The following is a 25,611-nucleotide window of genomic DNA, read 5'->3' as shown; positions in this document are numbered from 1 at the left end:
GCGCGACTACGCTGGGGGCATGAGTTCCGCGCCCGAGCAGCCGCCCCACCAGCCCGACGCCGCCGCCCCCGAGAGTGACGTGCCCGAGCAGATGCGGGTCCGCCGCGACAAGCGCGAGCGGCTGCTGGAGCGGGGCATGGCGCCATACGCCGTCACCGTGCCGCGCACCCACTCCCTGGCCGAGGCCGCCGCCCTCGGCGAGCCCCTCGAGGCCGGCGACGAGCCGACCGGCGAGGAGTTCGTCGTCTCGGTGACGGGACGCATCGTCTTCCAGCGCAACACCGGCAAGCTCTGCTTCGCGACCCTCCAGGAGGGCCAGGGCACCCGGCTGCAGGTCATGCTCAGCCTCGCGGAGGTCGGCCAGGACCAGCTCGACGCGTGGAAGGCCGACGTCGACCTCGGCGACCACGTCAGCGTCACGGGCCACGTGGTGCGCAGCCGTCGCGGCGAGGTCTCGGTCATGGCGACCACCTGGGTCATGGCCTCCAAGGCGCTGCGGCCCCTGCCGACCCTGCACAAGGACCTGTCCGAGGAGACCCGGGTCCGGCAGCGGTATGCCGACCTGATCGTCCGTCAGGAGGCGCGCGACATGGTGCGTCTGCGCGCGACGGTGCTGCGCTCGATCCGCAGCACCCTGGACGGTTTCGGGTTCGTCGAGGTCGAGACCCCGATCCTCAACCTCAGCCACGGTGGTGCGGCTTCTCCGTTCACCACCCACCTCAATGCGTTCGACATCGACATGAATCTGCGCGCCTACACCGAGCTGTGGCTCAAGCGCGCCGTCGTCGGGGGCGTGGACCGCGTCTACGAGATCGGCAAGGTCTTTCGCAACGAAGGGGTCGACTCGACCCACTCCCCGGAGTTCACCGAGCTCGAGTTCTACGAGGCCTATGGCGACCAGTTCACCGCCGCCGACCGCACCCGCACGATCATCCTGGACGCCGCCGAGGCGACCGGCCGCGGCACCTCGCTGACGGATTATCGCGGCCGCGAGATCGACCTGTCCGGCGAGTGGCGCTGGTTGCCGATCTGCGAGGGCGTCGGTCAGGCGCTGGGCGAGGAGATCCACCCCGACGAGACGCCGGACAACGCCGAGCGGCTGCGTCGCCTCGCCGCGGCTCGCGACATCGCGCTCAAGCCCACCTGGGGGGCGGGCGAGATCATCCTCGAGCTGTTCGAGCAGCTCGTCGAGCACACGCTCCTGCAGCCGACGTTCGTGTGCGACTACCCCGAGTCGGTGCGTCCGCTGGCCCGGGCCCACCGCACCGAGCCCGGCCTGGTCGAGGCCTGGGACCTCATCGTCGGCGGCGTCGAGCTCGCCCCCTCCTACTCCGAGCTCGTCGACCCGGTGGTGCAGCGCGAGCGGCTCACGGCCCAGGCCGCGCTGGCCGCGCGCGGGGACGACGAGGCGATGGAGCTCGACGAGGACTTCCTGCGGGCCCTGGAGTACGGCGCACCCCCGATGGGCGGCACCGGCATGGGCGTCGACCGGCTCATCATGCTCCTCACCGGCACGGGAATCCGCGAGACCATTCTCTTTCCGCACCTCAAGCCGCAGGCCTGAGCGACGCCGCACGACACCCTGATCGACGAGAGGTTTCTGATGGACATGCTCTGGAAGGTCTTCATCGCGCTGGCGCCCACCGTGGGAGTGCTCTTCATCTTCTGGCACGTGATGAAGAACATCCTCGAGGGTGACCGTCGAGAGCGAATTGCTCACGCTCAGTGGGAAAGGGAGCAGGAGATCTCGGCGCGCAATTCCGTGGAGGATCGCGACGGAAGGGCTTAGGGCGCGCGCGCCATTCATCGTCGCTTTTGACGGCGATCGGTAATCTCCTCTATGTTCATGGGTGGATCTATTTCTTTTTCCCTCCCACGACGAAGGAGCTCCGACATGGCTCAGCGCATCCAGGTCATTCTCGAGGACGACATCGACGGCGGCGCCGCGGCCGAGACCGTGACCTTCGCCCTCGACGGCGTCACCTACGAGATCGACCTGTCCGAGGACAACGCCCGCAAGCTGCGCGACGACCTCGCCACCTGGGTCGGGCACGCCCGCCGCTCCGGCGGTCGCAAGACCACGGGTCGCAAGCCGTCCTCCGGTGGTGGCCGCAACAACCTCAACGACGTCCGCGAGTGGGGCCGCCAGAACGGCTTCCAGGTCTCCGACCGCGGCCGCGTCTCCTCCGAGCTGCAGAAGGCCTACGACGCCGCGCACTGACCGCAGCCGCGCAGCTCGCGACAGCGCTGACACCGATGGGCTATCCGCTGGCCGGCGGTGAGCTGGAGCTCGCCTGCGACCTCGTCTCGTCCCGCATCGCCTGGCTCGACCTCGTGTCCGGGCCGGGCGATGCGTCGTCCGGGCCCCAGATCGACACGAGCGAGGTGGCGGCCGGCTCCGAGGCTGGGCTGCAGGCGCTGGACGCCTGGCGCGAGCGGGTGGACGGCGGCTGGGCGCGGGCGTACGGCCATCGGCAGCCGCCGCACGTCGCCGCCACGTTCGTCCTCGGGTGGTACCTCGACGCCCTCGCCCACCCCGCGGCCTACGCCGCCGCGATCGGTCCCTGGGTGCTCGACGTCTCCCCGGGAGCGGTGGTGATCGAGCCGCACCCGACGCAGGGCTATCCCGCTCGCGTCCGCCTCTCCGCGACGGCCGGGCACCAGACGGTGGCCTCGCAGCCGGTGCGCCTCCGGCGGGCCGAGGAGTCCTACCGGCGCCACGCCGAGCCCGTGGCCGGCTCGTACGCCGCGCCCGGCGTCAAGATGTCGAGCCGTCAGCGGCTGGGGATGGTCGACGACCTGTGGCACGTCGCGACGGAGCGTGCCGCCGCCGCTGCGGGCAGCCCGCTGCTCGCCCGCGCGGGCGACGGCCCCCGGGACTGGCTGCGAGCCTCCTGCTGCTTCATCTACGCTCTCCCGGGAGCGAGCACCTGCTCCACCTGTCCCCGTCGCGCCCGCGCGACCCGCTCGGCCCGGCGCCCCCTCGCGCCGTGAGGAGTTCCATGTCCGTCCCGACCCACCCCGACGGCCGAGCCGACGGTCAGGCCTCCGACCAGACTTCCGACCTCGAGCAGGTGGTCGAGCTCGAGATGAAGCTCCTGGACCCCAACATGCGCGGGGACGTCGACGGCGTCCAGCCGCTCCTGCACGACTACTACGCGGAGTACGCCGCCAGCGGCCAGGTCTACGACCGCCGCACCGCGCTCCAGGCCCCGGTCGAGGACTCGACGAGCTCGCTGACCGTCGACCGGCTCGAGGCGGAGCTGCTGGCGCCCGGGGTGGTCCTCGTGACCTACCGCGCGCACCGGTCGTCCCGCGCGTCCTGGCGCTCCTCGGTGTGGCTGCAGACCGAGCACGGTTGGCAGCTGCGCCACCAGCAGGCCACCCCGATCCGCGACTGAGGGCGCGGCGCGCCCCGGCTCGATCCACCGCCCGCTAGGGTCGGTCCATGCTGCTGGCAGAGATCACCGGCCTGTTCACCGGGGTGCTGATGCTCCTCGCGGTCGGGCTCCTCGTGCTCCGGCGCGAGTCCGGCTGGTGGGCCCTCGGGCTGGTCGCCGTCGTCGCGCTGGTCCGGATCCTCGCCGGGCTCGGGTCCTCCTTCGACCTCGCCCGGGACGTGCGGCACACCCTGCCGCTCGCGCTCCTCACCCTCGGGCTGGGCGCCATCGCCGTGCACGGGACGCGCCAGTGGGGCGCCGACGCCCGGACGGCGTCCGGACGGGGTGTCCTGCCCGAGACGCCCGACCGACGGACCCGCACGCGTCTCGTCGCGGTCGTCGCCCTGGTCGTCCTCGTCGTGGTGCCCGGCCTCGTCGAGACCGTCACCCTCGCTGCGGGGCCGGGCATGTTCCTGGCCGTCGTCTGCACGACCCTCACCTCCACGGCCACCCTCGTCGGGCTGGCCGCCCTCGCCGAGCGCTGGCGGGCGGGCTTCGCGCTGCTCGGAGCCGCCGGCGCCGTGCAGCTGGTGCTGGTCGTCGTTCTGGCGGTCGCCGCCACGCGCATCACCGACGGCGGGGGCTACACCACCTCCGCCATCGCCTCCCAGGCCGCCCCCGGCGGGGTGCAGAGCCTGCTCATGGTCGCCCTGGCGGTGTGGGGCTGGCGCGCCTGGTCGCGGCTCCCCGGCCGTGAGGCCGGGCGTCCGGCATACGGCCAGGTCGCCCACGGCGCCGATCCCGTCCGCTGAGGGCGAACACACCGGCCCCTGAGCACGGAACACCACGCACGTCGGTGGCGTTGACACCGTCAAGTCCCGCGCCGCACGGCGGGACGTGCCCGGCGGTGCGTCCCATCACGCACGGTCTGCCGGGAGGCGCAGATAGCATCGAGGCATCTCGATAGCGAGGAGACAACCCAGATGTTCGAACGGTTCACCGACCGGGCCCGACGAGTCGTGGTGCTCGCGCAAGAAGAAGCGCGCATGCTCAACCACAACTACATCGGGACGGAGCACATCCTGCTCGGCCTGATCCACGAGGGCGAGGGCGTGGCCGCCAAGGCTCTCGAGAGCCTCGGCATCTCCCTCGAGGCCGTGCGCGAGCAGGTCCAGGACATCATCGGCCAGGGCCAGCAGGCCCCCACCGGCCACATCCCCTTCACGCCGCGCGCCAAGAAGGTCCTCGAGCTCTCCCTGCGCGAGGCGCTGCAGCTCGGCCACTCCTACATCGGCACCGAGCACATCCTGCTGGGCCTGATCCGCGAGGGCGAGGGCGTGGCGGCGCAGGTGCTGGTCAAGCTCGGCGCCGACCTCAACCGCGTGCGCCAGACCGTCATCCAGCTGCTGTCGGGCTACCAGGGCAAGGAGACCGCCGGGGCCGGCGTCGGCGGCTCGACCACCGGCGCCCAGGAGGGCACCCCGGCCGGCTCGCTGGTCCTCGACCAGTTCGGCCGCAACCTCACGCAGGCCGCCCGCGACGGCAAGCTCGACCCCGTCATCGGGCGCGCCAAGGAGATCGAGCGGGTCATGCAGGTGCTGTCCCGCCGCACCAAGAACAACCCCGTCCTCATCGGCGAGCCCGGCGTCGGCAAGACCGCCGTGGTCGAGGGCCTGGCCCAGGACATCGTGCGCGGCGACGTGCCCGAGACCCTCAAGGACAAGCAGGTCTACACCCTCGACCTCGGTGCCCTGGTCGCTGGTTCGCGCTACCGCGGTGACTTCGAGGAGCGCCTCAAGAAGGTCCTCAAGGAGATCCGCACCCGCGGCGACATCGTGCTGTTCATCGACGAGATCCACACCCTCGTCGGTGCCGGCGCGGCCGAGGGCGCGATCGACGCCGCCAGCATCCTCAAGCCCATGCTGGCGCGCGGGGAGCTGCAGGTCATCGGCGCGACCACCCTCGACGAGTACCGCAAGCACATCGAGAAGGACGCGGCCCTCGAGCGCCGCTTCCAGCCGATCCAGGTGGCCGAGCCGACGCTCGCGCACACCATCGAGATCCTCAAGGGCCTGCGCGACCGCTACGAGGCGCACCACCGCGTGTCCATCACGGACACCGCCCTCGCCGCGGCCGCCAACCTGGCCGACCGCTACATCAACGACCGGTTCCTGCCCGACAAGGCGATCGACCTGATCGACGAGGCGGGTGCGCGCCTGCGCATCAAGCGCATGACCGCCCCGCCGGAGCTGCGAGAGTTCGACGACAAGATCGCCGACGTGCGCCGCGAGAAGGAAGCCGCCATCGACGGCCAGGACTTCGAGAAGGCCGCCGCCCTGCGCGACGACGAGCGCAAGCTCGTCGAGGCCAAGGCCGAGCGCGAGCAGCAGTGGAAGTCCGGTGACATGGACGTCGTCGCCGAGGTGACCGACGAGCTGATCGCCGAGGTCCTCGCGGCCTCGACCGGCATCCCGGTGTTCAAGCTCACCGAGGAGGAGTCCTCGCGGCTGCTCCACATGGAGGACGAGCTGCACAAGCGCATCGTCGGCATGGACGACGCCATCAAGGCGCTGTCCCAGGCGATCCGCCGCACCCGCGCCGGGCTCAAGGACCCCCGCCGTCCCGGTGGGTCGTTCATCTTCGCCGGCCCCACGGGCGTCGGCAAGACCGAGCTCGCCAAGGCGCTCGCCGAGTTCCTCTTCGGCGACGAGGACAGCCTCATCCAGCTCGACATGTCCGAGTTCGGCGAGAAGCACACGGCCTCGCGGCTGTTCGGCTCGCCCCCCGGCTACGTCGGCTACGAGGAGGGCGGCCAGCTCACCGAGAAGGTCCGCCGCAAGCCGTTCTCCGTCGTGCTGTTCGACGAGGTCGAGAAGGCCCACCCCGACATCTTCAACTCCCTGCTGCAGATCCTGGAGGACGGCCGCCTGACCGACTCCCAGGGCCGGGTCGTGGACTTCAAGAACACCGTCATCATCATGACCACCAACCTCGGCACCCGGGACATCTCCAAGGGCGTCTCGCTCGGCTTCACCGCCGGCAACGACAGCTCGACGAGCTACGACCGGATGAAGTCCAAGGTCTCCGAGGAGCTCAAGCAGCACTTCCGCCCCGAGTTCCTCAACCGCGTGGACGACGTCATCGTCTTCCCGCAGCTCACCAAGGACGAGATCGTCCAGATCGTCGACCTGTTCATCGCCCGCCTCGACACGCGGCTCAAGGACCGGGACATGGGCATCGAGCTCACGCCCGCGGCCAAGGAGCTGCTGGCCAAGCAGGGCTACGACCCGGTCATGGGCGCCCGCCCGCTGCGCCGCACCATCCAGCGCAACATCGAGGACGTCCTGTCGGAGAAGATCCTCTACGGCGAGATCGGAGCCGGCGAGATCATCCTCGTCGACACCGACGGCGCCGACAAGGACGCCCAGTTCACCTTCGAGGGCACCAAGGGCTCCGACGTCCCCGACCTGCCGCCGCTCGACGTGGCGCTCGACGGCGGTCACGACCGCGGCGAGAGCACCGGCACCGAGGGCTGACCGTCCCGGCACCGGGATCGCGCAGCGCCGCCTGCGTCCCGGGTCGAGGCAGCACACCGGCGAGGGCCGGCCACCCACCGAGGTGGCCGGCCCGCGGCATACCCGCGAGGTAGGCCGGAAGCGCCCGCCACCGCACCGAGCGGTCACGACGTCTCGCGACACGCCGTGCCTCACCGCATGCGCGTCCTCTCGGCCTTGCCGGCGGCGGGTCCGCGGCGCCCCCAAGCCCCGCGTCCCGGTCCAGAGGGTGACGAGCCACGGCGCCGAGCTGGCCGGAGGTCTAGGTTGGGTCGGATGAGCGAGGCAACGCAGCGGGGAGACGTCGTGGGGGCGCCGGACGCGAGCGAGGTGACCGTCGTGGTGCGCCGGGCGCGCACCAGCGACGTCGACGCCATCCGCCGCCTCGTCCAGGTCTACGCCGAGCGCCGCATCCTGCTCGCCAAGGACTCCGTCGCCTACTACGAGTCGGTGCAGCAGTTCCGGGTCGCCGAGATCGACGGCGTCGTCGTGGGCTGCGGTGCGCTGCACGTGTTCTGGGAGGACGTGGCCGAGGTCCGCACCCTCGCCGTCGCCGAGGAGGCGGCCGGGCACGGGATCGGCGGCCGCCTCGTCACGGCCTTGCTCACCGACGCCCGCGACCTCGGGGTCTCGCGGGTCTTCTGCCTGACCTTCGAGGTCGACTTCTTCGCGCGCTACGGCTTCCGCGTCATCGAGGGCGCCCCCGTCACGCACGAGGTGTTCGCCGAGCTGGTGCGCTCCTACGACGCCGGCACCGCGGAGTTCCTCGACCTCGACCGGGTCAAGCCCAACACCCTCGGCAACATCCGGATGCTCGTCGACCTCTGAGCTCCGCCGACGGCGATCTTCGCGTCGGCAAGAAGTGACCCGTCGGGGCGCGTGGATGGGTCCAACCGCCCTGGTGAGGGCTCGAGCTGCCCTGGCGGGTCAGTTTCGGGTGCGTGCGGGCGGTGGTGGGGGCTTGGGCTGCCCTGACGGGTCAGTTTCGGGTGCGTGCGGGCGTGGTGGGGGCTCAAGCTGTCCTGACGGGTCAGTTTCGGGCGGGTGCGGGGCCTGGCGAGGGCTCGAGCTGCCCTGACGGGTCAGTTTCGGGTGCGTGCGGGCGGTGGTGGGGGCTTGGGCTGCCCTGACGGGTCAGTTTCGGGCGTTTCGCGCCGGTATGCCGGAGGCCAGCTCCTGGGCCCAGACCCGGCACGCGGCCGGACCGGGGTGGAAGCCGTCCGCGGCGAGGGCTCGAGCTGCCCTGGCGGGTCAGTTTCGGGCGGGTGCGGGCGGTGGTGGGGGCTTGGGCTGCCCTGACGGGTCAGTTTCGGGCGTTTCGCGCCGGTATGCCGGAGGCCAGCTGCTGGGCCCAGACCCGGCACGCGGCCGGACCGGGGTGGAAGCCGTCCGCGGCGAGGTCGTCCGGCGTCATGGGCAGGTGCGAGACCGGGACGTGGGTCAGGCGATGACGGCGGGCCGCGTCGCGCAGGACCCCGTCGAGACGTCCCGCCGCCAGGCCGAGCAGGGACGCGACGGGGCGGGGGAGCAGCGGCATGGAGCGGGGCTCGGGCAGGCCGGAGATCACGATCGCGGCGTCGGGTGCGACTGCCCGGGTGCGGTTGACCAGGGCCTCCACGTCGCGGGCGAACCGCCCGGGGCGGTGGCCACGCAGCAGGTCGTTGACGCCGATGGCGATGACGACGACGTCGACGGGGGCGCGACCTGCCTCTGCCTCGGCCTCGAGGCGGGGCACGAGGTGCAGCGTGCAGTAGTCCGCCGTGGCGTCGTCCGCCGCGAGCGTCCGCCAGGCCACGTCGCGGCCCTCGCGGTCGGCCAGCACTTGCGCGAGCTGGGCCGCGAGGATCTGCGACGGCTCGTCGCAGCCGATGCCGAGAGCCGTCGACTCGCCGAGCACCACGAGCTGCACCAGCTGGCGAGCGTCACCGGCGCCATGGCTGACCCGGTCGACGCCGTCAGTGTCGACACCGGAGGCGCCGACATGGGCGGCGCCGACACCGGCAGCGCCCACTCCGTCGGCACCGGTGGCGCCGGTCGGGCGGGCGAGCCCGGACTCGGCGCCCTCGGGGGCGTGCAGCTTGGGAGCCCTGGCGGCGATGCCTCGGTGCAGGGCCCGCCGCACGGACGGGACGTCGATCTTGCGGGGCGCGATGGGGATCGGCATACGGCCATCCTCTCCCCACGACGGCCGTCGCGGGGAGGTCTGCGCCGAGGATCCGGCGCGCGGATCAGCGCGGGAGCGTGAACCGGCCGCGTCCGAGTGGCTCGACGAGGCCGTCCGTCACGAGCCCGTCGAGGCAGCGCATGCGCCGGACCTCGTCGTCGGGGCAGGCCGTCGCCAGGTCGGCGAGACCCACGGGGCCGTCGGCGGCGCGCAGCACCGCCAGCATCGCGCCACGCACCTGCCGGTCGGTGCCCTCCCAGGCCTGTCCCTTGCGCGCCGGCCCGTCATAGGCCGGCGAGCCCGCGAGCCGCCACGCGCACAGGTGAGCCACCGGGCAGTCCGGGCAGCGGGGGCTGCGGGCGGTGCAGACCAGGGCGCCGAGCTCCATGACGGCGACGTTCCAGACGCGGGCGACCTCGGGGTCGGCCGGGACGAGCGTCGCGGACAGAGCCGTCTCGGCGCGGGTGAGGGCGGCGGCGGGCAGGGCTGCGCCGGTGACGGCCCGGGCCTCCACGCGACGGACGTTGGTGTCGACGACGACGGTGCGCTCCCCGTGCGCGAAGCACGCGACCGCCGCCGCCGTGTAGGTCCCCACGCCGGGCAGCGTGAGCAGCTCGGCCTCGGTCGCGGGCACCTCGCCCCCGTGCTGCTCGACGATGGCGACGGCGCACTGGTGCAGGCGCAGCGCCCGACGCGGGTAGCCCAGCCGCCCCCACGCCCGCACAGCGTCACCGGCGGGGGCGCGCGCGAGGTCGCGGGGCGTGGGCCAGCGCTCCATCCACTCCAGCCAGACGGGCAGCACTCGCGCGACGGGGGTCTGCTGCAGCATCACCTCGGAGACGAGCACGCCCCACGCGGAGCAGTCGTCGTGGCGCCACGGCAGGTCGCGGGCATGGTCGGCATACCAGCCGAGGATCGGCTCGTGCAGGTCGCCGAGGTCGCCGTGGTCGTCGCTCATGAGGTCGTATGACGGGCCCGCGGTCGTTGCGGGCCGCCGTCAGGGTCAGACGTAGCGCTCGAGGATGCTGGACTCGGCCAGGCGGGACAGGCCCTCGCGGACCGCGCGGGCGCGGGACTCGCCGACGCCGTCGACGTCCATGAGGTCCTCGAGGCTGGCCGCGAGCAGCCGCTGCAGCGAGCCGAAGTGGTCGACGAGACGGTCGACGATCGTGGCCGGCAGGCGCGGGATCTTGGACAGCAGGCGGAAGCCGATCGGGCTGACCGCCTGGTCGAGCACGTCGGCCGAGGCGGAGAAGCCCAGGGCGCGGGACACGATCTGCAGGTCGATGAGCTCGGGCGTCGTGAGGGCGGCGAGCTCGGCCAGACCGTTCTGCACGGGGTGGTCGGCGGCGACCGCGGCCTCGTGCAGGTAGTCGCGGATGACGAGCTCGCGGTCGTTGCCGACGCCCTGGGTGAGCTCCTCGAGCTGCAGGGACAGCAGCCGGCCGTCGGTGCCGAGCTCGACGACGTAGTCCTCGATCTCCTCGCTGATGCGCCGGACCATCTCGAGGCGCTGCAGGACCGCCATGACGTCGCGGACCGTGACCAGGTCCTCGATCTCCAGGGCGGAGAGGGTGCCGGTGACCTCGTCGAGCCGGGCCTTGTAGCGGCCCAGCGTGGCGAGGGCCTGGTTGGCGTGCGACAGGATCGCGGAGGAGTTCTCGATGACGCGGCGCTGCCCGCCGACGTAGAGCGCGATGATCTGCATCGACTGGCTCACCGAGATGACGGGGTAGCCGGTCTGCTTGGCCACGCGCTCGGCGGTGCGGTGCCGCGTGCCGGACTCGCTGGTCTCGATCGAGGCGTCGGGCAGCAGCTGGGTGGCGGCCTTGACGATGCGGCTCAGGTCCTTGGTGACGACGATGGCGCCGTCCATCTTGGCCAGCTCGCGCAGGCGGGTCGCGGAGAACTCGATGTCGATGGGGAAGCCGCCGGTCGCGATCTGGTCGACGAGCTTGTCGTTGCCCAGCACGATCAGGGCGCCGGTGCGGCCGCGGAGGATGCGCTCGAGCCCGTCGCGCAGGTCGGTGCCGGGGGCCACGGCAGCGAGGGCGGTCAGCATCAGGTCGTCGTCCGGGCGGCCGTCCACGATCACTCCTCGTCGTCAGAGCCTGCGCCCGAGCCCGGTCGGTGCCCGCGCTCGACGCAGCGTGCGGCGGGGATCGCCTGCACTGCTCCCGCATCATCCTAACGGCGCAAGCGGCGTCGACGGGCGAACACGCGGGGTATCCGTCCGTCAGGTGGGGTCGTCCTCGTCACAGGTCGAGCGCGATCCCCACCGCCCGCCCCACGTGGGTGACCTCGAGCACCTGGATCCCGTCGGGCAGCTGGCCCTGGGCGCGGGTGCCCGCCGGCACGATGGCGCGCCGGAAGCCCAGTCGCGCTGCCTCCATCAGGCGGCGCTGCAGGCCGGTGCACTGGCGCACCTCGCCGGCCAGGCCCACCTCGCCGAAGGCGACCGTGCCGGAGGGGACGGGCTTCTCGAGGAGGGAGGACGCGATGGCGATCGCCACGGCCAGGTCGGCGGCGGGCTCGGTGAGGCGGGCGCCGCCGACGGTGGCGATGTAGGCGTCGTGCTTGTCGACGGGCTGGGCGGCGTGCTTGTGCAGGACGGCCAGGGTCATCGCTGTGCGGTTGTGGTCGACGCCGCTGGTCGTGCGCCTCGGGTTGGTCGCGGTGGTCTGGTCCATCAGCGCCTGCACCTCGCTGACCAGCGGTCGCCGGCCCTCGAGGGTGACGGTGACGCAGGTGCCGGGGACCTCGCTGTCGCGGCTGGAGAGGAAGAGCCCGCTGGGGTCGGCCAGGCCGACGATGCCCACGTCGGACAGGTCGAAGCAGCCGACCTCGTCCGTCGGTCCGTAGCGGTTCTTGACGGCGCGGACGAGCCGCAGCCGGCTGTGGCGCTCGCCCTCGAACTGCACCACCACGTCGACCAGGTGCTCCAGCACGCGGGGCCCGGCGATGGACCCGTCCTTGGTGACGTGCCCGATGAGCAGGGTGGCCATGTGCCGGCGCTTGGCGGCCGCGATGACGCTGGCGGCGACCTCGCGGACCTGAGACACGTTGCCCGCCGAGCCGTCGACCTCGACCGAGCTGATCGTCTGCACCGAGTCGACCACGAGCAGGTCGGGCTTGACCGCCTCGACCTGGCCGAGCAGCGTCGACAGGTCGGTCTCGGACGCCAGGTAGAGGCGGTCGGCGATGGCGCCGATCCGCTCGGCGCGCACGCGCACCTGGGCCGCGGACTCCTCGCCGCTGACGTAGAGCACGGTGCCGCCGGCCTGCGCGACCTGCGCCGCCACGTCGAGCAGCAGGGTGGACTTGCCGATGCCCGGCTCGCCCGCCACGAGCACCACGGCGCCCGCCACGAGTCCGCCGCCCAGCACCCGGTCGAACTCGCCGACCCCGGTCGAGCGGGCCTCGGCGCGTCGCGCGTCGACCTGGCCGATGGGCACCGCCGGCCGCTCCACGTGGGTCGCGGCGGCCGTGCGGATGGAGACGGCGCCGATCTCGCTCACGGACCCCCAGGCCTGGCACTCGCCGCACCGGCCCACCCACTTGGGCGTCGTCCAGCCGCACTCGGAGCAGCGGTAGGTCGCCTTGGTGGTCTTGGTCGCGGGTCTGGCCATGGTCCCAACCTAGACGCGGGCACCGACACACCCCCTCAGGCCCTCGCAGCGCGGGTCGCTAGAAGCGGCGCCACCAGACGTTGACCGCGTAGTCGACCTCGGTCCCGCCGTGCCGGGCCAGGATCCAGTCCGACATCTGCGGCGTGAACTCCAGCCGCACCACGCGCTCCAGGTCGTCGCGCGACCGGTGCGACCACCGCATGTCGACGCGCTCGGCCGTCCAGCCCTGCCGCCGCCAGAAGCGCTCGACCGCGAGCGGGTCGTAGGTCGGCCACGCGCGCCGGAACCACGCGCCGAAGGTCGACCGCGTCGCGTCGTTGTCGATCACGAAAGCCGTTCCCCCGGGCCGGATCACGCGCTCGAGCTCGGCGAGGCCGGGCTCGCACCCGGCGCCGAAGAAGTAGGCCCAGCGCGCCTGCGCCACGTCGATCGAGCCGTCCGCCAGGGGGAGCGCCTGGGCGCCTGCCTCCACCACGGACGCGTTGCGGATCCCCAGGTGGGACAACCGTTCTCGGGCTCGTATGACGAGCGGCCCGTGCGGCTCCACACCCACCACGGTGTCCGCGGTCGCCGCGAGACCTGGCAGGTGATAGCCGGATCCGCACCCCACGTCGAGGACGTCGCAGCCCGCCCAGCCCGTCCGGCCGGCCTCGCCCAGGACGGACCTCATTGCCGCCTCGATGGCGCCGTCCGGGTCCACGCCGGCGTTCTCGATCTCGTACGCGTCCGGGTCGTTCCAGATGTTGGGGGACGGGATCGCCTCAGCCGCAAGCCGATCCGCGGACGGTTCGACCCACCCGTCGCGGATGTCGTTGTCGGGCAAAGCCGCTCACCGACGCTTCTTGGTGACCGCGCCCTCGCCCTGGGCCTCCAGGGTGGCCGGGTGCACGAGCAGCGGCAGCAGCTTGCGGGCCCCGGTGGCGCGGGCCGCCTTGACGGCGGCGAGGTGCGCCTCGCACCGGATCACCAGCTCGTCGTACGCGAGATCGCCCATCAGCTCTCGCAGCTCGCCCTCGTTGGAGCGGTAGACGGGCTCGCGCCCGACGTGCGCCTCGGGGTTGCCGGAGCAGTACCAGTCGAGGTCGTGACCGCCGGGGCCCCAACCGCGGCGGTCGAACTCGCCGATGGAGATCTCGAGATAGCTGGTCTCGTCAGGCATCTCGACGGTGCGGTAGGACCGGCGGGTCGGCAGCTGCCAGCACACGTCGGGCTTGACCGTGTGCGGCGCCTCGCCGTGCTCGACGGCCCACTGGTGCAGCGAGCAGCCGTGTCCCCCAGGGAATCCCGGGCGGTTGAGGAAGACGCAGGCGCCGTCCACCACACGCGTCTTGAGCTCGCCGTCCTCCCGCTCGAGCCAGCCCTCGAGGGGCTCCTCGCCCTTGCGGGTGCCACGTGGCGTCGTGGACAGGCCGGTCGACCGGTGCTGCCAGCGCTCGGGCGGCATCCGCCGGGCGACGCGCCGCACCCGGGCGACGTCGTCGGCGTCGGTGAAGTGGGCGCCCAGCGTGCAGCAGCCGTCGTCGGGGCGCTCGGCATACACCCCGGCGCAGCCGTTGCCGTAGATGCAGGTCCACCGCGAGGTCAGCCAGGTCAGGTCGCACCGGAAGCGCTGCTCCGCGTCGGCCGGATCGGTGAACTCGATCCAGACGCGGGGGATGTCGAGGGGGACTTCGGGCATCCCTCAAGCCTAGTGCCGCCGGCTCCCACTAGGCTCGCCCCCATGCGCCTCGGAGTCATCGACATCGGTTCCAACACGGTCCACATGCTCGTCGTCGACGCCCACTGGGGAGCCCGGCCGCTCCCGACCGTGAGCCACAAGATGGAGCTGCGGCTCTCGGAGCACACCGACGACCAGGGGCACATCGACGAGCAGGGCGTGCGCTCGCTGGAGCGATTCGCGGGGGAGTGCCTGCGCATCGCCGAGGACCAGGGCGTCGAGCGCGTGATGGGCTTCGTGACCAGCGCGATCCGCGAGGCGGGCAACGGCGAGGGCGTCCTGTCGATGGTGCGCGAGAGCACCGGCGCCGACCTGCAGATCCTCACCGGCGAGGAGGAGGCGCGGCTGACCTTCCTCGCGGTGCGTCGGTGGTTCGGCTGGTCCAGCGGCAAGCTGCTGATGGTCGACATCGGCGGCGGATCGCTGGAGATCGCCTCGGGCATCGACGAGGACCCGGACGTGGCCATGTCCTTCGAGCTGGGGGCGGGCCGCGTGACCCGCACGATGCTGCAGGGCGACCCGCCGTCGACCGAGCAGGTCCGCGAGGCCCGCAAGCAGATCCGCGCCACCATCGCCCGCGGGATGCGCGAGCTGACCAAGGCCGGCGAGCCCGACCTCGCCGTGGGCACCTCCAAGACGATGCGCACCCTCGCCCGGGTCCTGGGCGCGGCCCCCGCCAGCGACGGCCTGCACGCCAAGCGGCACCTCGAGCGCGCCGCCCTCGCCGACCTGGTCCCGCGCCTGGCCGGTATGCCGGCCGCCCACCGCGCGGCGCTGCAGGGCGTCTCCGCGGGCCGCTCCCACCAGCTGCTCGCCGGCGCGATGGTGGGAGAGGCGTCGATGGACCTGCTCGGCGTCGACCGTCTCGAGATCTGCCCGTGGGCGCTGCGCGAGGGCGTGATCCTCAACGAGCTGGACCTCATGCGCATGGAGTAGTCCCCGCGAGGCTAGGCTCGACGACGTGACCGCACACCAGCCAGCAGGGCCCTCCGTGCCGTCCCCCCTCGTCGCCCTCTCGACCTCGTCGGTCTATCCCGAGCGTGTCCGCGACGCCTTCCGGATCGCCTCCGACCTGGGCTACGACGCCGTCGAGGTGATGGTCTACACCGACCCGGTGTCGCAGGACGCCGCCGCGATCAACGACCTCGTGCAGCAGCACCAGCTGCCGGTGGTGTCGATCCACGCCCCCACGCTGCTGCTCACGCAGCGGGTCATGCACTCGGCCCCCTGGCCCAAGATCGACATGTCCCTCGACCTGGCCCGGGCTGTCGGCTGCGACACCGTCGTGGTGCACCCGCCGTTCCGCTGGCAGCGCGTCTACGCCCGCGAGTTCGTCGACGGCGTCGCGACCCGCGAGCACGAGTCGGGCATCACCATCGCCGTCGAGAACATGTATCCCTGGCGCGCCGGCGAGCGTCTGGTGCAGGCCTACCTGCCGCACTGGGACCCCGTAGAGCAGCCCTACGACAACGTGACGCTGGACCTGTCGCACGCCGCGACGGCCCTGGAGGACTCGCTCGAGATGGCGCAGGCGCTCGGCGACCGGCTGCACCACGTGCACCTGACCGACGGTCTGGGCTCCGCGCTCGACGAGCACCTCGTGCCGGGGCGCGGCTCGCAGCCGGCCAAGGAGCTGCTGCAGCACCTGGCCTCCACGGGGTTCGCGGGATCCGTCGTGGTGGAGGTCAGCACCCGCAAGGTCAGCGCCCACCAGCGCCGCGAGGACCTGGCCGAGTCCCTGGCCTTCGCGCGCCGCCACCTTGCCCAGCCCGAGCCCGACGGCGGCGCATGAGCCCACGCGGACGGCGACCCGCGGGGGAGGACGCCCGGGCACAGATCGTCGAGGCGGCCCGGGCCGAGCTCGCCGCCAAGGGCTACGACGGCACCTCCCTGCGGGGCGTGGCGCGCGCGGCCGGCGTCGACCCCGCCCTGGTGCACCACTACTTCGACGGCAAGACCGCGGTGTTCGCGGCGGCCATGGAGGTGCCCTTCGACCCGCGCGTCGTGGTCGACCGCATCCTCGATGTGCCGGACGACCGGCTCGGGGAGTCCCTGGTGCGCGGCTTCCTCCACGTGTGGGACAACCCCGAGGGGCGCGAACGCATCGCGGCGCTGCTGCGGTCGGCGGCGACCCACGACGACCCGATGACCCTGCTCAGGCAGTTCCTCCTGCACGAGGTCTTCGGCCGGGTGGCGGCGCGCGTCGGCCCGCAGGACCTGGAGCGCCGGGCCGCGCTGGTGGCGACCCAGATGATCGGGCTGGCGTTCGCGCGCTACGTGGCAGGGCTGCCCGGTGTCGCCGACGCCGAGCCCGACGAGCTCGTGGCGGCGGTCGGTCCCGTCATACAGCGCTATCTCGATCTCTGACCCGACCCACCCTCATGCCCCCAGGGCGGGGGTTGTGGGGAGGCTGGCACAGGTCTAGATTTCATCACATGATGAAAAGACAGCGCGGACGGCACGAGGCGGGTGCGGTCGACCTCGACCCGGCACGCGTGCCCGCGCCCGCAGCGGCGGCGATCGACGTGCGTTCCCTCGTGGTCAGACGCGGCGCCCGCGAGGTCCTCCACGGCCTCGACCTCCAGGTGCCGGTCGGCCAGGTGGTCGGTCTGCTAGGCCCCTCCGGCGGCGGCAAGTCCACCCTCCTGCGTGCCGTCGTCGGGGTGCAGGTCACCCACGGCGGTGAGGTCCTGGTGCTGGGCCGCCCGGCCGGGTCCGCCGACCTGCGGCGCGAGGTCGGCTACACGACGCAGAGCCCGAGCGTCTACGACGACCTCTCGGTGACCGCCAACGTCACCTACTTCGCCCGCCTGCTCGGGGTCCGCGACGTCCAGGCCGAGGTGTCGCGCGTCCTCGAGCTCGTCGACCTGACCAGCCACGCGGACGACCTCACGCGGGCCCTGTCCGGTGGGCAGCGCAGCCGGGCGTCCCTGGCCTGCTCGCTCGTGGGGTCGCCGCGCCTGCTCGTCCTGGACGAGCCGACCGTCGGGCTGGACCCGGTGCTGCGCCGCAGCCTGTGGGACCTGTTCCACCGCCTGGCCGACGACGGGACGACGCTGCTCGTCTCCAGCCACGTCATGGACGAGGCGGCGCGCTGCGACCGGCTCGTCCTGGTCCGGGAGGGGCGCGTCCTCGCCGACTCGACCTATCCCGAGCTGCTCGCCGCCACCGGCGCCGACGACGCCGAGCAGGCCTTCCTCACCCTCATCGACCGTTCGGACGCAGACGGCCCAGCGGATGGAGGCTCCCGATGAACCCCCGACTCATGCTCGTCACGGCCGGGCGGATCCTGGCCCAGATCCGCTCCGACCGGCGCACCGTCGCCCTCCTGCTCGTGGTGCCCTGCGTCCTGCTCGGCCTCCTGGCCTGGGTGTATGACGGGACGCCCGTCTTCGACCGGGTCGGTCCTGCCCTGCTCGGCGTATTCCCCTTCGTGGTGATGTTCATCGTCACGAGCGTCACGACCCTGCGGGAGCGCTCGTCGGGCACGCTCGAGCGCCTCTTCACCACGCCCCTCGGCAAGGGCGACCTGCTGGGCGGCTACGCCCTGGCGTTCGGGGTGTTCGCGCTGCTGCAGGCGCTGGTCGCCACGGCCTGGGCGGTGTGGGTGTGCGGCCTGGACGTCCGCGGCTCGCTCGGGCTGCTGGTGCTGGTCGCCGTCGTCGACGCGGTCCTCGGGTGCACCCTCGGGCTGTTCGTGAGCGCGTTCGCGACCACGGAGTTCCAGGCCGTGCAGTTCATGCCGGCGTTCGTGCTGCCGCAGTTCCTGCTGTGCGGGCTGCTCACGCCGCGCGACGCCATGCCGGGCGTGCTGAGCGGCCTCAGCGACGTGCTGCCCCTCAGCTATGCCGTGGACGCGATGACGGCGGTGGCCACGCAGGCCGACGCCGCCGCCGACGTGTGGCGCGACGTCGCCGTGATGGCGGGGTTCGTGGTGGCGGCGATCGCGCTGGGGGCCGCGACCCTGCGCCGCCGGACGCCGTGACCACCGAGGACGGTCTAGCCTGGGGCTCACCACCTGATCCCTGCGCGGAAGGCGCCACCATGATCCTGGAGCTCGGTGACGCCCTGCGCGCCTCCTCCCTGCGGCTCGCCCGCATCGGACGCGTGCAGTCGGTGATCGAGGAGTCGCCGGGCACGCGCGACATCCTGGCCCGCTTCATCGCCGGGGACAGCACGCAGTCGGCGCTCGGCGCGGCCCGCGACCTCATGGAGACCGGCCGCGCGGTGACCGTGTCCTACCTCGGGCCGGACGCCGACTCGCGCGCCCGCAGCGACGCCACCGTGGACGAGTACGAACGGCTCGTCGCCGAGGCCGTCTCCCGGGGGCTCGTCGGTGACCACCGCCTCGAGCTCAGCGTCCGTCCCGCCGCGTTCGGTCGCCTGGACCAGGCCACCGGCCGGTCCCTCGCCCTCGCCCAGCTGCGGCGCGTGTGCCGGGCCGCGCACAACGCCGGCCTGGACGTGACCCTCGACATGGAGGGCTTCGAGACGGTCGAGCCGACCCTGGAGCTGCTCCGCGAGCTGCGGCAGGACTTCCCCGGCGTGGGGATCGCCCTGCAGGCGGCCCTGCGGCGCACCGAGCAGGACTGCCGCGACCTCGCTGCCGAAGGTGTCCGGGTCCGGCTGGTCAAGGGCGCCTACAAGCTCGACGAGCGCCGCTCCTTCGACGCGGTGGAGGACGTCGACCGGTCCTACGTCCGGTGCCTGCGGATCCTGATGGAGGGGGTCGGATACCCCATGGTCGCCACCCACGACCCGCGCATGACCTCGATCGCGGCCGCCCTCGCCCGGTCCTACGACAAGGGGCCCGAGCACTTCGAGTACCAGATGTACCTCGGCATCCGCCCCCTCGAGCAGACCGCGATCGCCGACCGCGGCGATCGCATGCGCGTGTACGTCGCCTACGGCCCCGCCTGGTACTCCTACCTCGTGCGCCGCGTCGCCGAGCGCCCCACCAACGTCACGTTCTTCGTGCGCTCGCTGCTCTCGCGCCGCTGATCACCTGGCCTCTCCGCGCCCCGCGCCCCGCGTCCCCGTGCCGCGCCGTCCCCGCACCGCGCCGCGCCGCCATACCGCGCGCCGCGCCGCGCCGCCATTGGTCACCAATGACGTCTCGAGGCACGGTTCGAACGATCAAATCCGCCAGTGGTGACCAATGGCGCGGGGTAGGGGTTGTCGGTGGGCTTCGGCATACTGGCGAGCGCACCCGACCTCGCAACCTCGACAGGGAGTTCCGATGACTGACCTCGCGTCCCGCACGATCGCGTTCTACGGCGTCGGCGCCATGGGGTCGGCGATCCTCGCCGCCCTGGTCCGCGGCGGGCACCCGGCCGACCAGGTCCTCGCCGTCGACACCAGCAGCGAGCGACTCTCCGAGCTCGCCGGGTCGTATGCCGTGCGCACGACCTCCGACGTGGCCGAGGCCGCCGGCGCGGCCGACGTGCACGTGGTCGCCGTCAAGCCGGCCGACGTCCCGGCCCTGCTCGACGCGATGGCCGGCGGGCTCGGCGAGGGCGACGTCGTGGTCAGCGTCGCCGCCGGCGTCACCTCCGCCGCCATCGAGGAGCACCTGCCCGACTCGATCGCCGTGGCGCGGGTCATGCCCAACACCCCGGCCCTGGTGGGGCAGGGCATGGCCGTGGTCAGCCCCGGGAGCCGCTGCGGCGACGAGGCCCTCGCCCTGGCGCGTGCCGTGCTCGAGCCGTCGGGGGCCGTGCTGTCCCTGCCCGAGAAGCACCTGGACGCCGTCACCGGGGTGAGCGGCTCGGGGCCCGCCTACGTCTTCTACCTCGCCGAGGCCATGACCGAGGGCGGTGTCCTGATGGGCCTGCCCCGCGACGTCGCCTCGACCCTGGCTGTGCAGACCCTGCTCGGTGCTGCCACGATGCTGGCGGAGGGGGACGACTCGGCGACGATCCTGCGCGAGCGGGTGAGCTCGCCGGGGGGCACGACGACCGCGGGCCTGGCCGTCCTCGACGAACGGGCCACCCGGGCCGCCGTCGTGGCGGCGGTGCGGGCCGCGACCGAACGCTCGGCCGAGCTGGGCCGCGGTCACTGAACGCTCGGCACCACCGGCCCCTCGACCCCACCGGCTCCTCGACCCAACTGAAATCTCCGGCCACGCCTGCGGATCGAGGCCGCAGCGCCCCGCTGGATCGGTCGCAGACCGGTGTAGCAGCGGCCACGGACACCATGAAAGGATGCGGGACATGACCGAGCTGACCGTGCGCGTGCTGACCGATGATGACTGGGAGCTCTACCGGACCATCCGGCTGGCGGCGCTCAAGGAGTCCCCGGACGCCTTCGCGGCCACCTACGAGGAGGAGCGCGACTTCTCCGACGACCTGTGGCACGAGCGCATGGCCCGGGCGACCCGCCTCGTGGCCGAGGCGGCGGACGGTCCGGTCGGCGTCGCCAGCGTGCGGGCGCAGGCGCCCCGCGACGGCAGCGACGACGCCATGGCCGAGCTGTTCGGCATCTGGGTCCGGCCCGAGCTGCGCGGTCGCCGCGTCGCCGTCGAGCTGGTCCGCGCCGCCTCCGGCATCGCCCGGTCGATGGACTGCCGCCACCTGTCCTACTGGGTGGGCACCGACAACGGTCCGGCCGTGGCGTTCGCCAGCTCCTACGGCTTCCGGGTCACCGACACCCGTCGTCCCATGGTGGCCCGCGGTCACCAGCCGACCGAGGACGACGACGACGAGATGATGATGATCCTGCCCCTCGCGGACGACCCGGGCTCGGTGGCCAGCACCAGCGTCTGACCGGCTAGCGAGCCTCGTCGTGCCGGGCCTGTCCCGCACGGGTACGGTCGGCTCCATGTCGATGCCGACGAGAGTGGTCTGGGACGAGGTCTTCACGCGCTACGACTTCGGGCCGAGCCACCCCATGAGTCCCGTCCGTCTGGACCTGACCGCGCGACTGTGCCGCGAGCTGGGGCTGTTCGACCACGACGACGTCGAGCTCGTGTCCCCCCCGGTCGCCACCGACGACGAGCTCGCCTGGGTCCACGACCGGGACTACATCGCGGCCGTCCGTGCGGCGGGCGAGGACCCCGCCCAGGCCGACCAGGCGTTCGGGATCGGCACCGAGGACGACCCTGCCTTCCTCGGCATGCACGAGGCCAGCGCCCGCATCGCCGGCGGCACCCTCGCCGTCGCCCGAGACGTGTGGGAGGGGCGGGCGCTGCACGGCGTCAACTTCTGCGGCGGCATGCACCACGCGATGCCCGACAGGGCCGCCGGCTTCTGCATCTACAACGACGCGGCCGTCGCCATCCACTGGCTCCTCGAGCACGGCGCCGAGCGGGTGGCCTACGTCGACATCGACGTCCACCACGGCGACGGCGTCGAGCGCTGCTTCTGGGACGATCCGCGCGTCATGACCCTGTCCGTGCACGAGACGGGCCGGGTGCTCTTCCCCGGCACCGGCTTCCCTCGCGACCTCGGCGGCCCCTCGGCCGACGGCACCGCGATCAACGTGGCCCTGCCGCCGGGCACCGGCGACGCGGCCTGGCTGCGGGCGATCAACGCCACCGTCAACCCCCTCGTGCGGGCCTTCGCCCCCGACGTCCTGATCACCCAGCAGGGGTGCGACTCGCACTACCAGGACCCGCTCGCGCACCTCGCGATCTCGGTGGACGCCCAGCGGCAGGCCTTCGAGGGCCTGCACCGGCTCGCCCACGAGGTGAGCGGCGGCCGCTGGGTCGCCCTCGGCGGGGGAGGCTACGAGGTCGTCGACGTGGTGCCCCGCGCCTGGACGCACCTCACGGCCATCGCCACGCACCACCCGATCCGGCTGGACACCCCGATCCCGCAAGCCTGGCGCGACCACGTGCTGGAGCGCCACGGCCGGCCCGGGCCCGAGTCCATGAGCGACGGCGTGGCCGAGGGTGGCATCGTCTGGTGGCGGGGCTGGGAGTCGGGCTACGACCCCGAGGACCCCGTGGACCGCGCCGTCATGGCCACCCGCGAGGCGGCGTTCCCGCTGCACGGGCTCGACGTCTGGTTCGACTAGCAGTCACAAGATGGGCGCCGATCATGGGGTCGGCGGCGTGTCGACTGGACAGCATGGGTGAATCTCATCGCGGATTGCTCACGCGGCGTGACCGGAGCTCTAGAGTGCCAACCAGCACGCGTGTGAAGACTCGACGGGGAAGCCGACGACACCTCGTGCCCGGAGAGTGAGCCATCCCCTATGTCGTCCCAACGTCCTTTCGACGGTGTCCGCTTCTGCACGGTCGCCGAGGTCGCGGCCCGCATGCGCGTGAGCAAGATGACCGTCTACCGCCTCGTCCACAGCGGAGAGCTGCCCGCCGTCCGGGTGGGACGGTCCTTCCGCGTCCCTGAGCACGTCGTCGAGGAGTACCTCGCGCGCGCCTACACCGAGACCGCGTGAGGCCGGCGCGGACGGCATACGGCCTCGGTCGATTGGGTGAGGAGAGCCCGGGGCGCTAGGCTGGGGCGGATTCCCTCGTCGGCGGTGAGCGCGCCACGCGCACGTGACAACGTCGTGCACCGGCACGAGGCTCACGACCGACACTGCAGATCAGCTCGACGAAGGACACGCTATGGGTTCCGTGATCAAGAAGCGCCGCAAGCGCATGGCCAAGAAGAAGCACCGCAAGCTGCTTCGCAAGACGCGTCACCAGCGCCGCAACAAGAAGTGACCAGCAGAGCCCCTCGACCACGGTCGGGGGGCTCTGGTCATGCCCGGGTGCCGTCGGCGTCACCCCTGGCCTAGGCTCGGGACAGGTTCCCCCCAGCAGCCACGCGAGCAGCCTGGCCACCAGCCGCGCCGCCAGCCCGCCGCCAGCCCGCCGCCAGCCCGCCGCCAGCCCAGCGTCACCGAACGTCACCCAGGAGGTCCACGTGCCCGACGTCGTGCTCGTCACGGGTGTCTCTCGGCTGCTGGGCGGGCTCGCCGCGACGGCGCTCGCCGCCCGCGAGGACGTGGGCCGCGTCATCGGCATCGACGTGGTGCCACCGAGACGTCCGCTGATCGGGGTCGACTTCGTGCGCGTGGACCTGCGCAACCCGGTCATCACCCGGCTCGTGGAGCAGTACTCAGTGGACACCGTCGTCCACATGGGCGTCCTCGCGACCCCCACGGCCGCCGGAGGCCGGGCGTCGCAGAAGGAGATCAACGTCATCGGCACGATGCAGCTGCTCGCGGCGTGCCAGAAGGCCACCTCGCTGCGGCGGCTCGTGGTCAAGTCCGCGGCGGCGGTGTATGGCGCCTCCCCGCACGACCCCGCGGTGTTCACCGAGTCGGCGGCGCTGGGGGTGCGCACGGCCAACGGCTTCGGGCGCGACTCGTCCGAGGTGGAGTCCTACGTCGCGGGGTTCGCGCGGCGCCGCCCCGACGTCGAGGTGTCCGTCCTGCGCTTCGCCAACGTCATCGGGCCGAGCATCGCCACGGCCCTCACCGACTACTTCAGCCTCCCGGTCGTGCCGGTCCCCGCGGGCTTCGACGGGCGCCTGCAGTTCGTCCACGAGGACGACTGCGTCCGGGCGACCGTGCTGGCCTCCACCGCTGACGCCGACCGCGTCACCGGCGTCACCAACGTCGCCGGCGACGGGGTGCTCACCGTGCTCCAGTGCGCACGGATGATGCACCGGCCCGTCGTGCAGGCGCCCCTGCAGACCGAGGGCCTGCTGCGGCGCGGCTACGGCTGGTCCCGGATGGCGACCTTCCCGGAGGGGCAGTTCCGCCAGCTGGCGTACGGCCGCGTCGTCGACACCACCCGCATGAGGGAACGTCTGGGCTTCGAGCCGAGCCGGACGAGCCGGGAGGCGTTCGCGTCGTTCGCCGAGACGGCCGGGCTGACCGTGCCGGGCGTCGACCTCGCCCGCACGGGGCTGGGCCGCGCCCAGGTCGTCCTGGCCGCCATGGGGTGGCTCCCCGACCCGTCCTCAACCCCCGGAGCCCGCTCGTGACCGACGACCCTCGCCCCGGACATCCGGCCGACCCGACGCGAGCCGTGCCCCCGATCGACGTGGACGCCGTGGTCGACGCCGTCGTGCAGGTGCTGCGCAGCGCCGCCGCTCTGGCCAAGATCCCGCCGGACGAGGCCGAACGGCAGATCGCCGAGCTGCTGGCCTTCGTGCGCCGCCGCCTGACCGCCGACTACGACGTCGACGAGTTCGGCTTCGACGAGGACTTCACGCTGCACGCCTACCTGCCCCTGCTGCGCCCCCTCTACCGCTCCTGGTTCCGCGTCGAGGTGCGCGGCGCCGAGCACGTCCCCGCCGAGGGCGGCGCCCTGGTCGTCGCCAACCACTCCGGGACGATCGCGCTCGACGCGCTCATGACGCAGGTGGCCCTGTATGACGACCACCCGGCGGGACGGCACCTGCGCATGCTCGGTGCCGACCTCGTCTTCGCCACGCCCGTCGTCGGGGACCTGGCCCGCAAGTCCGGCTCCACCCTGGCCACGGCCGAGGACGCCGAGCGGCTGCTCAGGGCGGGGGAGCTGGTCGGCGTCTGGCCCGAGGGCTTCAAGGGGGTCGGCAAGCCGTTCAGCGAGCGCTACAAGCTGCAGCGGTTCGGGCGTGGGGGATTCGTCGCCGCTGCCCTGCGCGCCGGGGTGCCGATCGTGCCGTGCTCCATCGTGGGCGCGGAGGAGACCTACCCGATGCTGGGCAACGCCTCGGGCCTGGCCAAGCTGCTGGGCATGCCCTACTTCCCCCTCACGCCGACCTTCCCGTGGCTGGGGATGATGGGGCTGGTCCCGCTGCCCAGCAAGTGGATCATCGAGTTCGGCGAGCCGGTGCGCACCGACGAGCTCGGGGCCGGGGCAGGGGAGGACCCCATGACGGTGTTCGCGCTCACCGACGAGATCCGGCAGACGATCCAGGAGAGCCTCTACCGCCTCCTCGCGACCCGGGACTCCGCCTTCTTCGGCTGACCTGCTCAGGTGGATCCGCACGCACGGCGTTCGTGCGCCCTGGCGTGGCCCTGCCGCCTCCTGGCAGGGCGGCTCCGTCCGGGGTCTCGGGCTGCGTCCCCCGTCTGCTTGGTCGTCTCCCGTCTGGTGCTGCAGCACCAGACCGAGGATGGCCGGACCGACGGGGGACGGTCGCCGAGGCGGAGGGCGACCGCAGGGGCCCCTCGGTCAGCTCGTATGACGAGCGCCGCCCCCAGCCGTGGTCGGCGTCAGCGGCGT

The 25,611-nt window shown here is 72.6% G+C and carries 27 protein-coding genes; 21 read left to right on the top strand and 6 right to left on the bottom strand.

Annotation, left to right across the window (positions count from 1 at the left end; translation table 11 throughout):
• Window positions 1-19 precede the first annotated feature (19 nt).
• The 8 genes from lysS to B4K29_RS05525 all read left to right on the top strand — a co-directional run bounded on the left by lysS (window position 20) and on the right by B4K29_RS05525 (window position 7,762).
• Entirely contained in the window at window positions 20-1,564 is a 1,545-nt protein-coding gene (lysS, locus tag B4K29_RS05560) for a lysine--tRNA ligase (RefSeq protein ID WP_286956059.1), read from the top strand.
• Between the two features lie 39 nt (window positions 1,565-1,603).
• Window positions 1,604-1,789, top strand: a complete 186-nt coding sequence (locus tag B4K29_RS05555) for a hypothetical protein (protein ID WP_019286493.1) — start codon at window positions 1,604-1,606, stop codon at window positions 1,787-1,789.
• A 105-nt stretch (window positions 1,790-1,894) separates the two neighbouring features.
• Window positions 1,895-2,221 carry a histone-like nucleoid-structuring protein Lsr2 gene (locus tag B4K29_RS05550; RefSeq protein ID WP_239262195.1) on the top strand — a complete coding sequence of 109 codons (327 nt, stop codon included), beginning with the start codon at window positions 1,895-1,897 and terminating at the stop codon, window positions 2,219-2,221.
• A gap of 35 nt (window positions 2,222-2,256) precedes the next feature.
• Window positions 2,257-2,994, top strand: coding sequence for a (2Fe-2S)-binding protein (locus B4K29_RS05545; protein ID WP_286966585.1), 738 nt, complete (start codon window positions 2,257-2,259; stop codon window positions 2,992-2,994).
• An 8-nt stretch (window positions 2,995-3,002) separates the two neighbouring features.
• A complete protein-coding gene (locus B4K29_RS05540; protein ID WP_019286491.1) occupies window positions 3,003-3,401 on the top strand; it encodes a DUF4440 domain-containing protein in 399 nt (132 codons plus the stop codon).
• 47 nt (window positions 3,402-3,448) lie between these two features.
• Entirely contained in the window at window positions 3,449-4,192 is a 744-nt protein-coding gene (locus tag B4K29_RS05535) for a nicotinamide mononucleotide transporter (protein ID WP_286966584.1), read from the top strand.
• 171 nt (window positions 4,193-4,363) lie between these two features.
• Window positions 4,364-6,916 (top strand): ATP-dependent Clp protease ATP-binding subunit, encoded by a 2,553-nt coding sequence (locus B4K29_RS05530; protein WP_239262189.1) that lies wholly within the window; start codon window positions 4,364-4,366, stop codon window positions 6,914-6,916.
• 294 nt (window positions 6,917-7,210) lie between these two features.
• Entirely contained in the window at window positions 7,211-7,762 is a 552-nt protein-coding gene (locus B4K29_RS05525; protein ID WP_286956051.1) for an amino-acid N-acetyltransferase, read from the top strand.
• Window positions 7,763-8,237: 475 nt separating this feature from the next.
• Here B4K29_RS05525 and B4K29_RS05520 read toward each other — a convergent pair whose 3' ends face one another.
• The 6 genes from B4K29_RS05520 to B4K29_RS05495 all read right to left on the bottom strand — a co-directional run bounded on the left by B4K29_RS05520 (window position 8,238) and on the right by B4K29_RS05495 (window position 14,405).
• The gene (locus tag B4K29_RS05520; RefSeq protein WP_286966583.1) at window positions 8,238-9,098 is read right to left on the bottom strand and encodes an SGNH/GDSL hydrolase family protein; all 861 of its coding nucleotides are present in this window, start codon (window positions 9,096-9,098) and stop codon (window positions 8,238-8,240) included.
• Window positions 9,099-9,162: 64 nt separating this feature from the next.
• Window positions 9,163-10,056 (bottom strand): A/G-specific adenine glycosylase, encoded by an 894-nt coding sequence (locus tag B4K29_RS05515; protein ID WP_286966582.1) that lies wholly within the window; start codon window positions 10,054-10,056, stop codon window positions 9,163-9,165.
• A 45-nt stretch (window positions 10,057-10,101) separates the two neighbouring features.
• The gene (disA, locus tag B4K29_RS05510) at window positions 10,102-11,160 is read right to left on the bottom strand and encodes a DNA integrity scanning diadenylate cyclase DisA (RefSeq protein ID WP_286966588.1); all 1,059 of its coding nucleotides are present in this window, start codon (window positions 11,158-11,160) and stop codon (window positions 10,102-10,104) included.
• 193 nt (window positions 11,161-11,353) lie between these two features.
• On the bottom strand, window positions 11,354-12,727 hold the full coding sequence (radA, locus tag B4K29_RS05505) for a DNA repair protein RadA (protein ID WP_286966581.1): 1,374 nt from the start codon (window positions 12,725-12,727) through the stop codon (window positions 11,354-11,356).
• 58 nt (window positions 12,728-12,785) lie between these two features.
• A complete protein-coding gene (locus B4K29_RS05500) occupies window positions 12,786-13,550 on the bottom strand; it encodes a class I SAM-dependent methyltransferase (RefSeq protein ID WP_029212744.1) in 765 nt (254 codons plus the stop codon).
• Window positions 13,551-13,556: 6 nt separating this feature from the next.
• A complete protein-coding gene (locus B4K29_RS05495) occupies window positions 13,557-14,405 on the bottom strand; it encodes a hypothetical protein (protein ID WP_286955269.1) in 849 nt (282 codons plus the stop codon).
• A gap of 42 nt (window positions 14,406-14,447) precedes the next feature.
• On the opposite strand from B4K29_RS05495, the gene B4K29_RS05490 reads away from it, so the two are divergent.
• From B4K29_RS05490 to B4K29_RS05430, 13 genes are all read left to right on the top strand, one after another.
• Window positions 14,448-15,380 carry a Ppx/GppA phosphatase family protein gene (locus B4K29_RS05490; RefSeq protein ID WP_286966580.1) on the top strand — a complete coding sequence of 311 codons (933 nt, stop codon included), beginning with the start codon at window positions 14,448-14,450 and terminating at the stop codon, window positions 15,378-15,380.
• A gap of 25 nt (window positions 15,381-15,405) precedes the next feature.
• Complete coding sequence (locus B4K29_RS05485; protein WP_286955274.1) at window positions 15,406-16,236, top strand: sugar phosphate isomerase/epimerase family protein; 831 nt, start codon at window positions 15,406-15,408, stop codon at window positions 16,234-16,236.
• Entirely contained in the window at window positions 16,233-16,811 is a 579-nt protein-coding gene (locus B4K29_RS05480) for a TetR/AcrR family transcriptional regulator (protein WP_019286478.1), read from the top strand. Before B4K29_RS05485 ends, B4K29_RS05480 begins: the two co-directional genes overlap by 4 nt.
• A gap of 68 nt (window positions 16,812-16,879) precedes the next feature.
• Window positions 16,880-17,698 (top strand): ABC transporter ATP-binding protein, encoded by an 819-nt coding sequence (locus B4K29_RS05475; protein ID WP_029212739.1) that lies wholly within the window; start codon window positions 16,880-16,882, stop codon window positions 17,696-17,698.
• Window positions 17,695-18,429 carry an ABC transporter permease gene (locus B4K29_RS05470; RefSeq protein ID WP_286966579.1) on the top strand — a complete coding sequence of 245 codons (735 nt, stop codon included), beginning with the start codon at window positions 17,695-17,697 and terminating at the stop codon, window positions 18,427-18,429. Before B4K29_RS05475 ends, B4K29_RS05470 begins: the two co-directional genes overlap by 4 nt.
• Window positions 18,430-18,488: 59 nt before the next feature.
• A complete protein-coding gene (locus tag B4K29_RS05465; protein ID WP_034254121.1) occupies window positions 18,489-19,445 on the top strand; it encodes a proline dehydrogenase family protein in 957 nt (318 codons plus the stop codon).
• A gap of 238 nt (window positions 19,446-19,683) precedes the next feature.
• Window positions 19,684-20,505: a pyrroline-5-carboxylate reductase gene (gene proC / locus B4K29_RS05460; RefSeq protein ID WP_019286474.1), complete on the top strand. Its 822-nt coding sequence runs from the start codon at window positions 19,684-19,686 to the stop codon at window positions 20,503-20,505.
• 151 nt (window positions 20,506-20,656) lie between these two features.
• Entirely contained in the window at window positions 20,657-21,208 is a 552-nt protein-coding gene (locus B4K29_RS05455; RefSeq protein ID WP_019286473.1) for a GNAT family N-acetyltransferase, read from the top strand.
• Between the two features lie 55 nt (window positions 21,209-21,263).
• Window positions 21,264-22,460 (top strand): acetoin utilization protein AcuC, encoded by a 1,197-nt coding sequence (locus B4K29_RS05450; RefSeq protein ID WP_029212737.1) that lies wholly within the window; start codon window positions 21,264-21,266, stop codon window positions 22,458-22,460.
• Window positions 22,461-22,640: 180 nt separating this feature from the next.
• On the top strand, window positions 22,641-22,841 hold the full coding sequence (locus B4K29_RS05445; RefSeq protein ID WP_019286471.1) for a helix-turn-helix domain-containing protein: 201 nt from the start codon (window positions 22,641-22,643) through the stop codon (window positions 22,839-22,841).
• A gap of 172 nt (window positions 22,842-23,013) precedes the next feature.
• Window positions 23,014-23,112 (top strand): 30S ribosomal protein bS22, encoded by a 99-nt coding sequence (locus tag B4K29_RS05440; RefSeq protein WP_003792170.1) that lies wholly within the window; start codon window positions 23,014-23,016, stop codon window positions 23,110-23,112.
• Between the two features lie 202 nt (window positions 23,113-23,314).
• Window positions 23,315-24,382, top strand: a complete 1,068-nt coding sequence (locus B4K29_RS05435) for an NAD-dependent epimerase/dehydratase family protein (RefSeq protein WP_286966578.1) — start codon at window positions 23,315-23,317, stop codon at window positions 24,380-24,382.
• Complete coding sequence (locus B4K29_RS05430; protein WP_286966577.1) at window positions 24,379-25,353, top strand: lysophospholipid acyltransferase family protein; 975 nt, start codon at window positions 24,379-24,381, stop codon at window positions 25,351-25,353. Before B4K29_RS05435 ends, B4K29_RS05430 begins: the two co-directional genes overlap by 4 nt.
• Window positions 25,354-25,611 lie beyond the last annotated feature (258 nt).

Origin of the sequence: Arsenicicoccus sp. UBA6765 (genome assembly GCF_002453335.1) — a bacterium.
GTDB classification, from domain to species: domain Bacteria; phylum Actinomycetota; class Actinomycetes; order Actinomycetales; family Dermatophilaceae; genus Arsenicicoccus; species Arsenicicoccus bolidensis.
This window is presented reverse-complemented; position numbering and strand designations above follow the sequence as displayed.

Coding starts and splice junctions, on each gene's coding strand:
- lysS (WP_286956059.1), top strand. CDS start 20: ATGAGTTCCGCGCCCGAGCAGCCGCCCCACCAGCCCGACGCCGCCGCC.
- B4K29_RS05555 (WP_019286493.1), top strand. CDS start 1,604: ATGGACATGCTCTGGAAGGTCTTCATCGCGCTGGCGCCCACCGTGGGA.
- B4K29_RS05550 (WP_239262195.1), top strand. CDS start 1,895: ATGGCTCAGCGCATCCAGGTCATTCTCGAGGACGACATCGACGGCGGC.
- B4K29_RS05545 (WP_286966585.1), top strand. CDS start 2,257: ATGGGCTATCCGCTGGCCGGCGGTGAGCTGGAGCTCGCCTGCGACCTC.
- B4K29_RS05540 (WP_019286491.1), top strand. CDS start 3,003: ATGTCCGTCCCGACCCACCCCGACGGCCGAGCCGACGGTCAGGCCTCC.
- B4K29_RS05535 (WP_286966584.1), top strand. CDS start 3,449: ATGCTGCTGGCAGAGATCACCGGCCTGTTCACCGGGGTGCTGATGCTC.
- B4K29_RS05530 (WP_239262189.1), top strand. CDS start 4,364: ATGTTCGAACGGTTCACCGACCGGGCCCGACGAGTCGTGGTGCTCGCG.
- B4K29_RS05525 (WP_286956051.1), top strand. CDS start 7,211: ATGAGCGAGGCAACGCAGCGGGGAGACGTCGTGGGGGCGCCGGACGCG.
- B4K29_RS05520 (WP_286966583.1), bottom strand. CDS start 9,098: ATGCCGATCCCCATCGCGCCCCGCAAGATCGACGTCCCGTCCGTGCGG.
- B4K29_RS05515 (WP_286966582.1), bottom strand. CDS start 10,056: ATGAGCGACGACCACGGCGACCTCGGCGACCTGCACGAGCCGATCCTC.
- disA (WP_286966588.1), bottom strand. CDS start 11,160: ATGCTGACCGCCCTCGCTGCCGTGGCCCCCGGCACCGACCTGCGCGAC.
- radA (WP_286966581.1), bottom strand. CDS start 12,727: ATGGCCAGACCCGCGACCAAGACCACCAAGGCGACCTACCGCTGCTCC.
- B4K29_RS05495 (WP_286955269.1), bottom strand. CDS start 14,405: ATGCCCGAAGTCCCCCTCGACATCCCCCGCGTCTGGATCGAGTTCACC.
- B4K29_RS05490 (WP_286966580.1), top strand. CDS start 14,448: ATGCGCCTCGGAGTCATCGACATCGGTTCCAACACGGTCCACATGCTC.
- B4K29_RS05480 (WP_019286478.1), top strand. CDS start 16,233: ATGAGCCCACGCGGACGGCGACCCGCGGGGGAGGACGCCCGGGCACAG.
- B4K29_RS05475 (WP_029212739.1), top strand. CDS start 16,880: ATGATGAAAAGACAGCGCGGACGGCACGAGGCGGGTGCGGTCGACCTC.
- B4K29_RS05470 (WP_286966579.1), top strand. CDS start 17,695: ATGAACCCCCGACTCATGCTCGTCACGGCCGGGCGGATCCTGGCCCAG.
- B4K29_RS05465 (WP_034254121.1), top strand. CDS start 18,489: ATGATCCTGGAGCTCGGTGACGCCCTGCGCGCCTCCTCCCTGCGGCTC.
- proC (WP_019286474.1), top strand. CDS start 19,684: ATGACTGACCTCGCGTCCCGCACGATCGCGTTCTACGGCGTCGGCGCC.
- B4K29_RS05455 (WP_019286473.1), top strand. CDS start 20,657: ATGACCGAGCTGACCGTGCGCGTGCTGACCGATGATGACTGGGAGCTC.
- B4K29_RS05450 (WP_029212737.1), top strand. CDS start 21,264: ATGTCGATGCCGACGAGAGTGGTCTGGGACGAGGTCTTCACGCGCTAC.
- B4K29_RS05445 (WP_019286471.1), top strand. CDS start 22,641: ATGTCGTCCCAACGTCCTTTCGACGGTGTCCGCTTCTGCACGGTCGCC.
- B4K29_RS05440 (WP_003792170.1), top strand. CDS start 23,014: ATGGGTTCCGTGATCAAGAAGCGCCGCAAGCGCATGGCCAAGAAGAAG.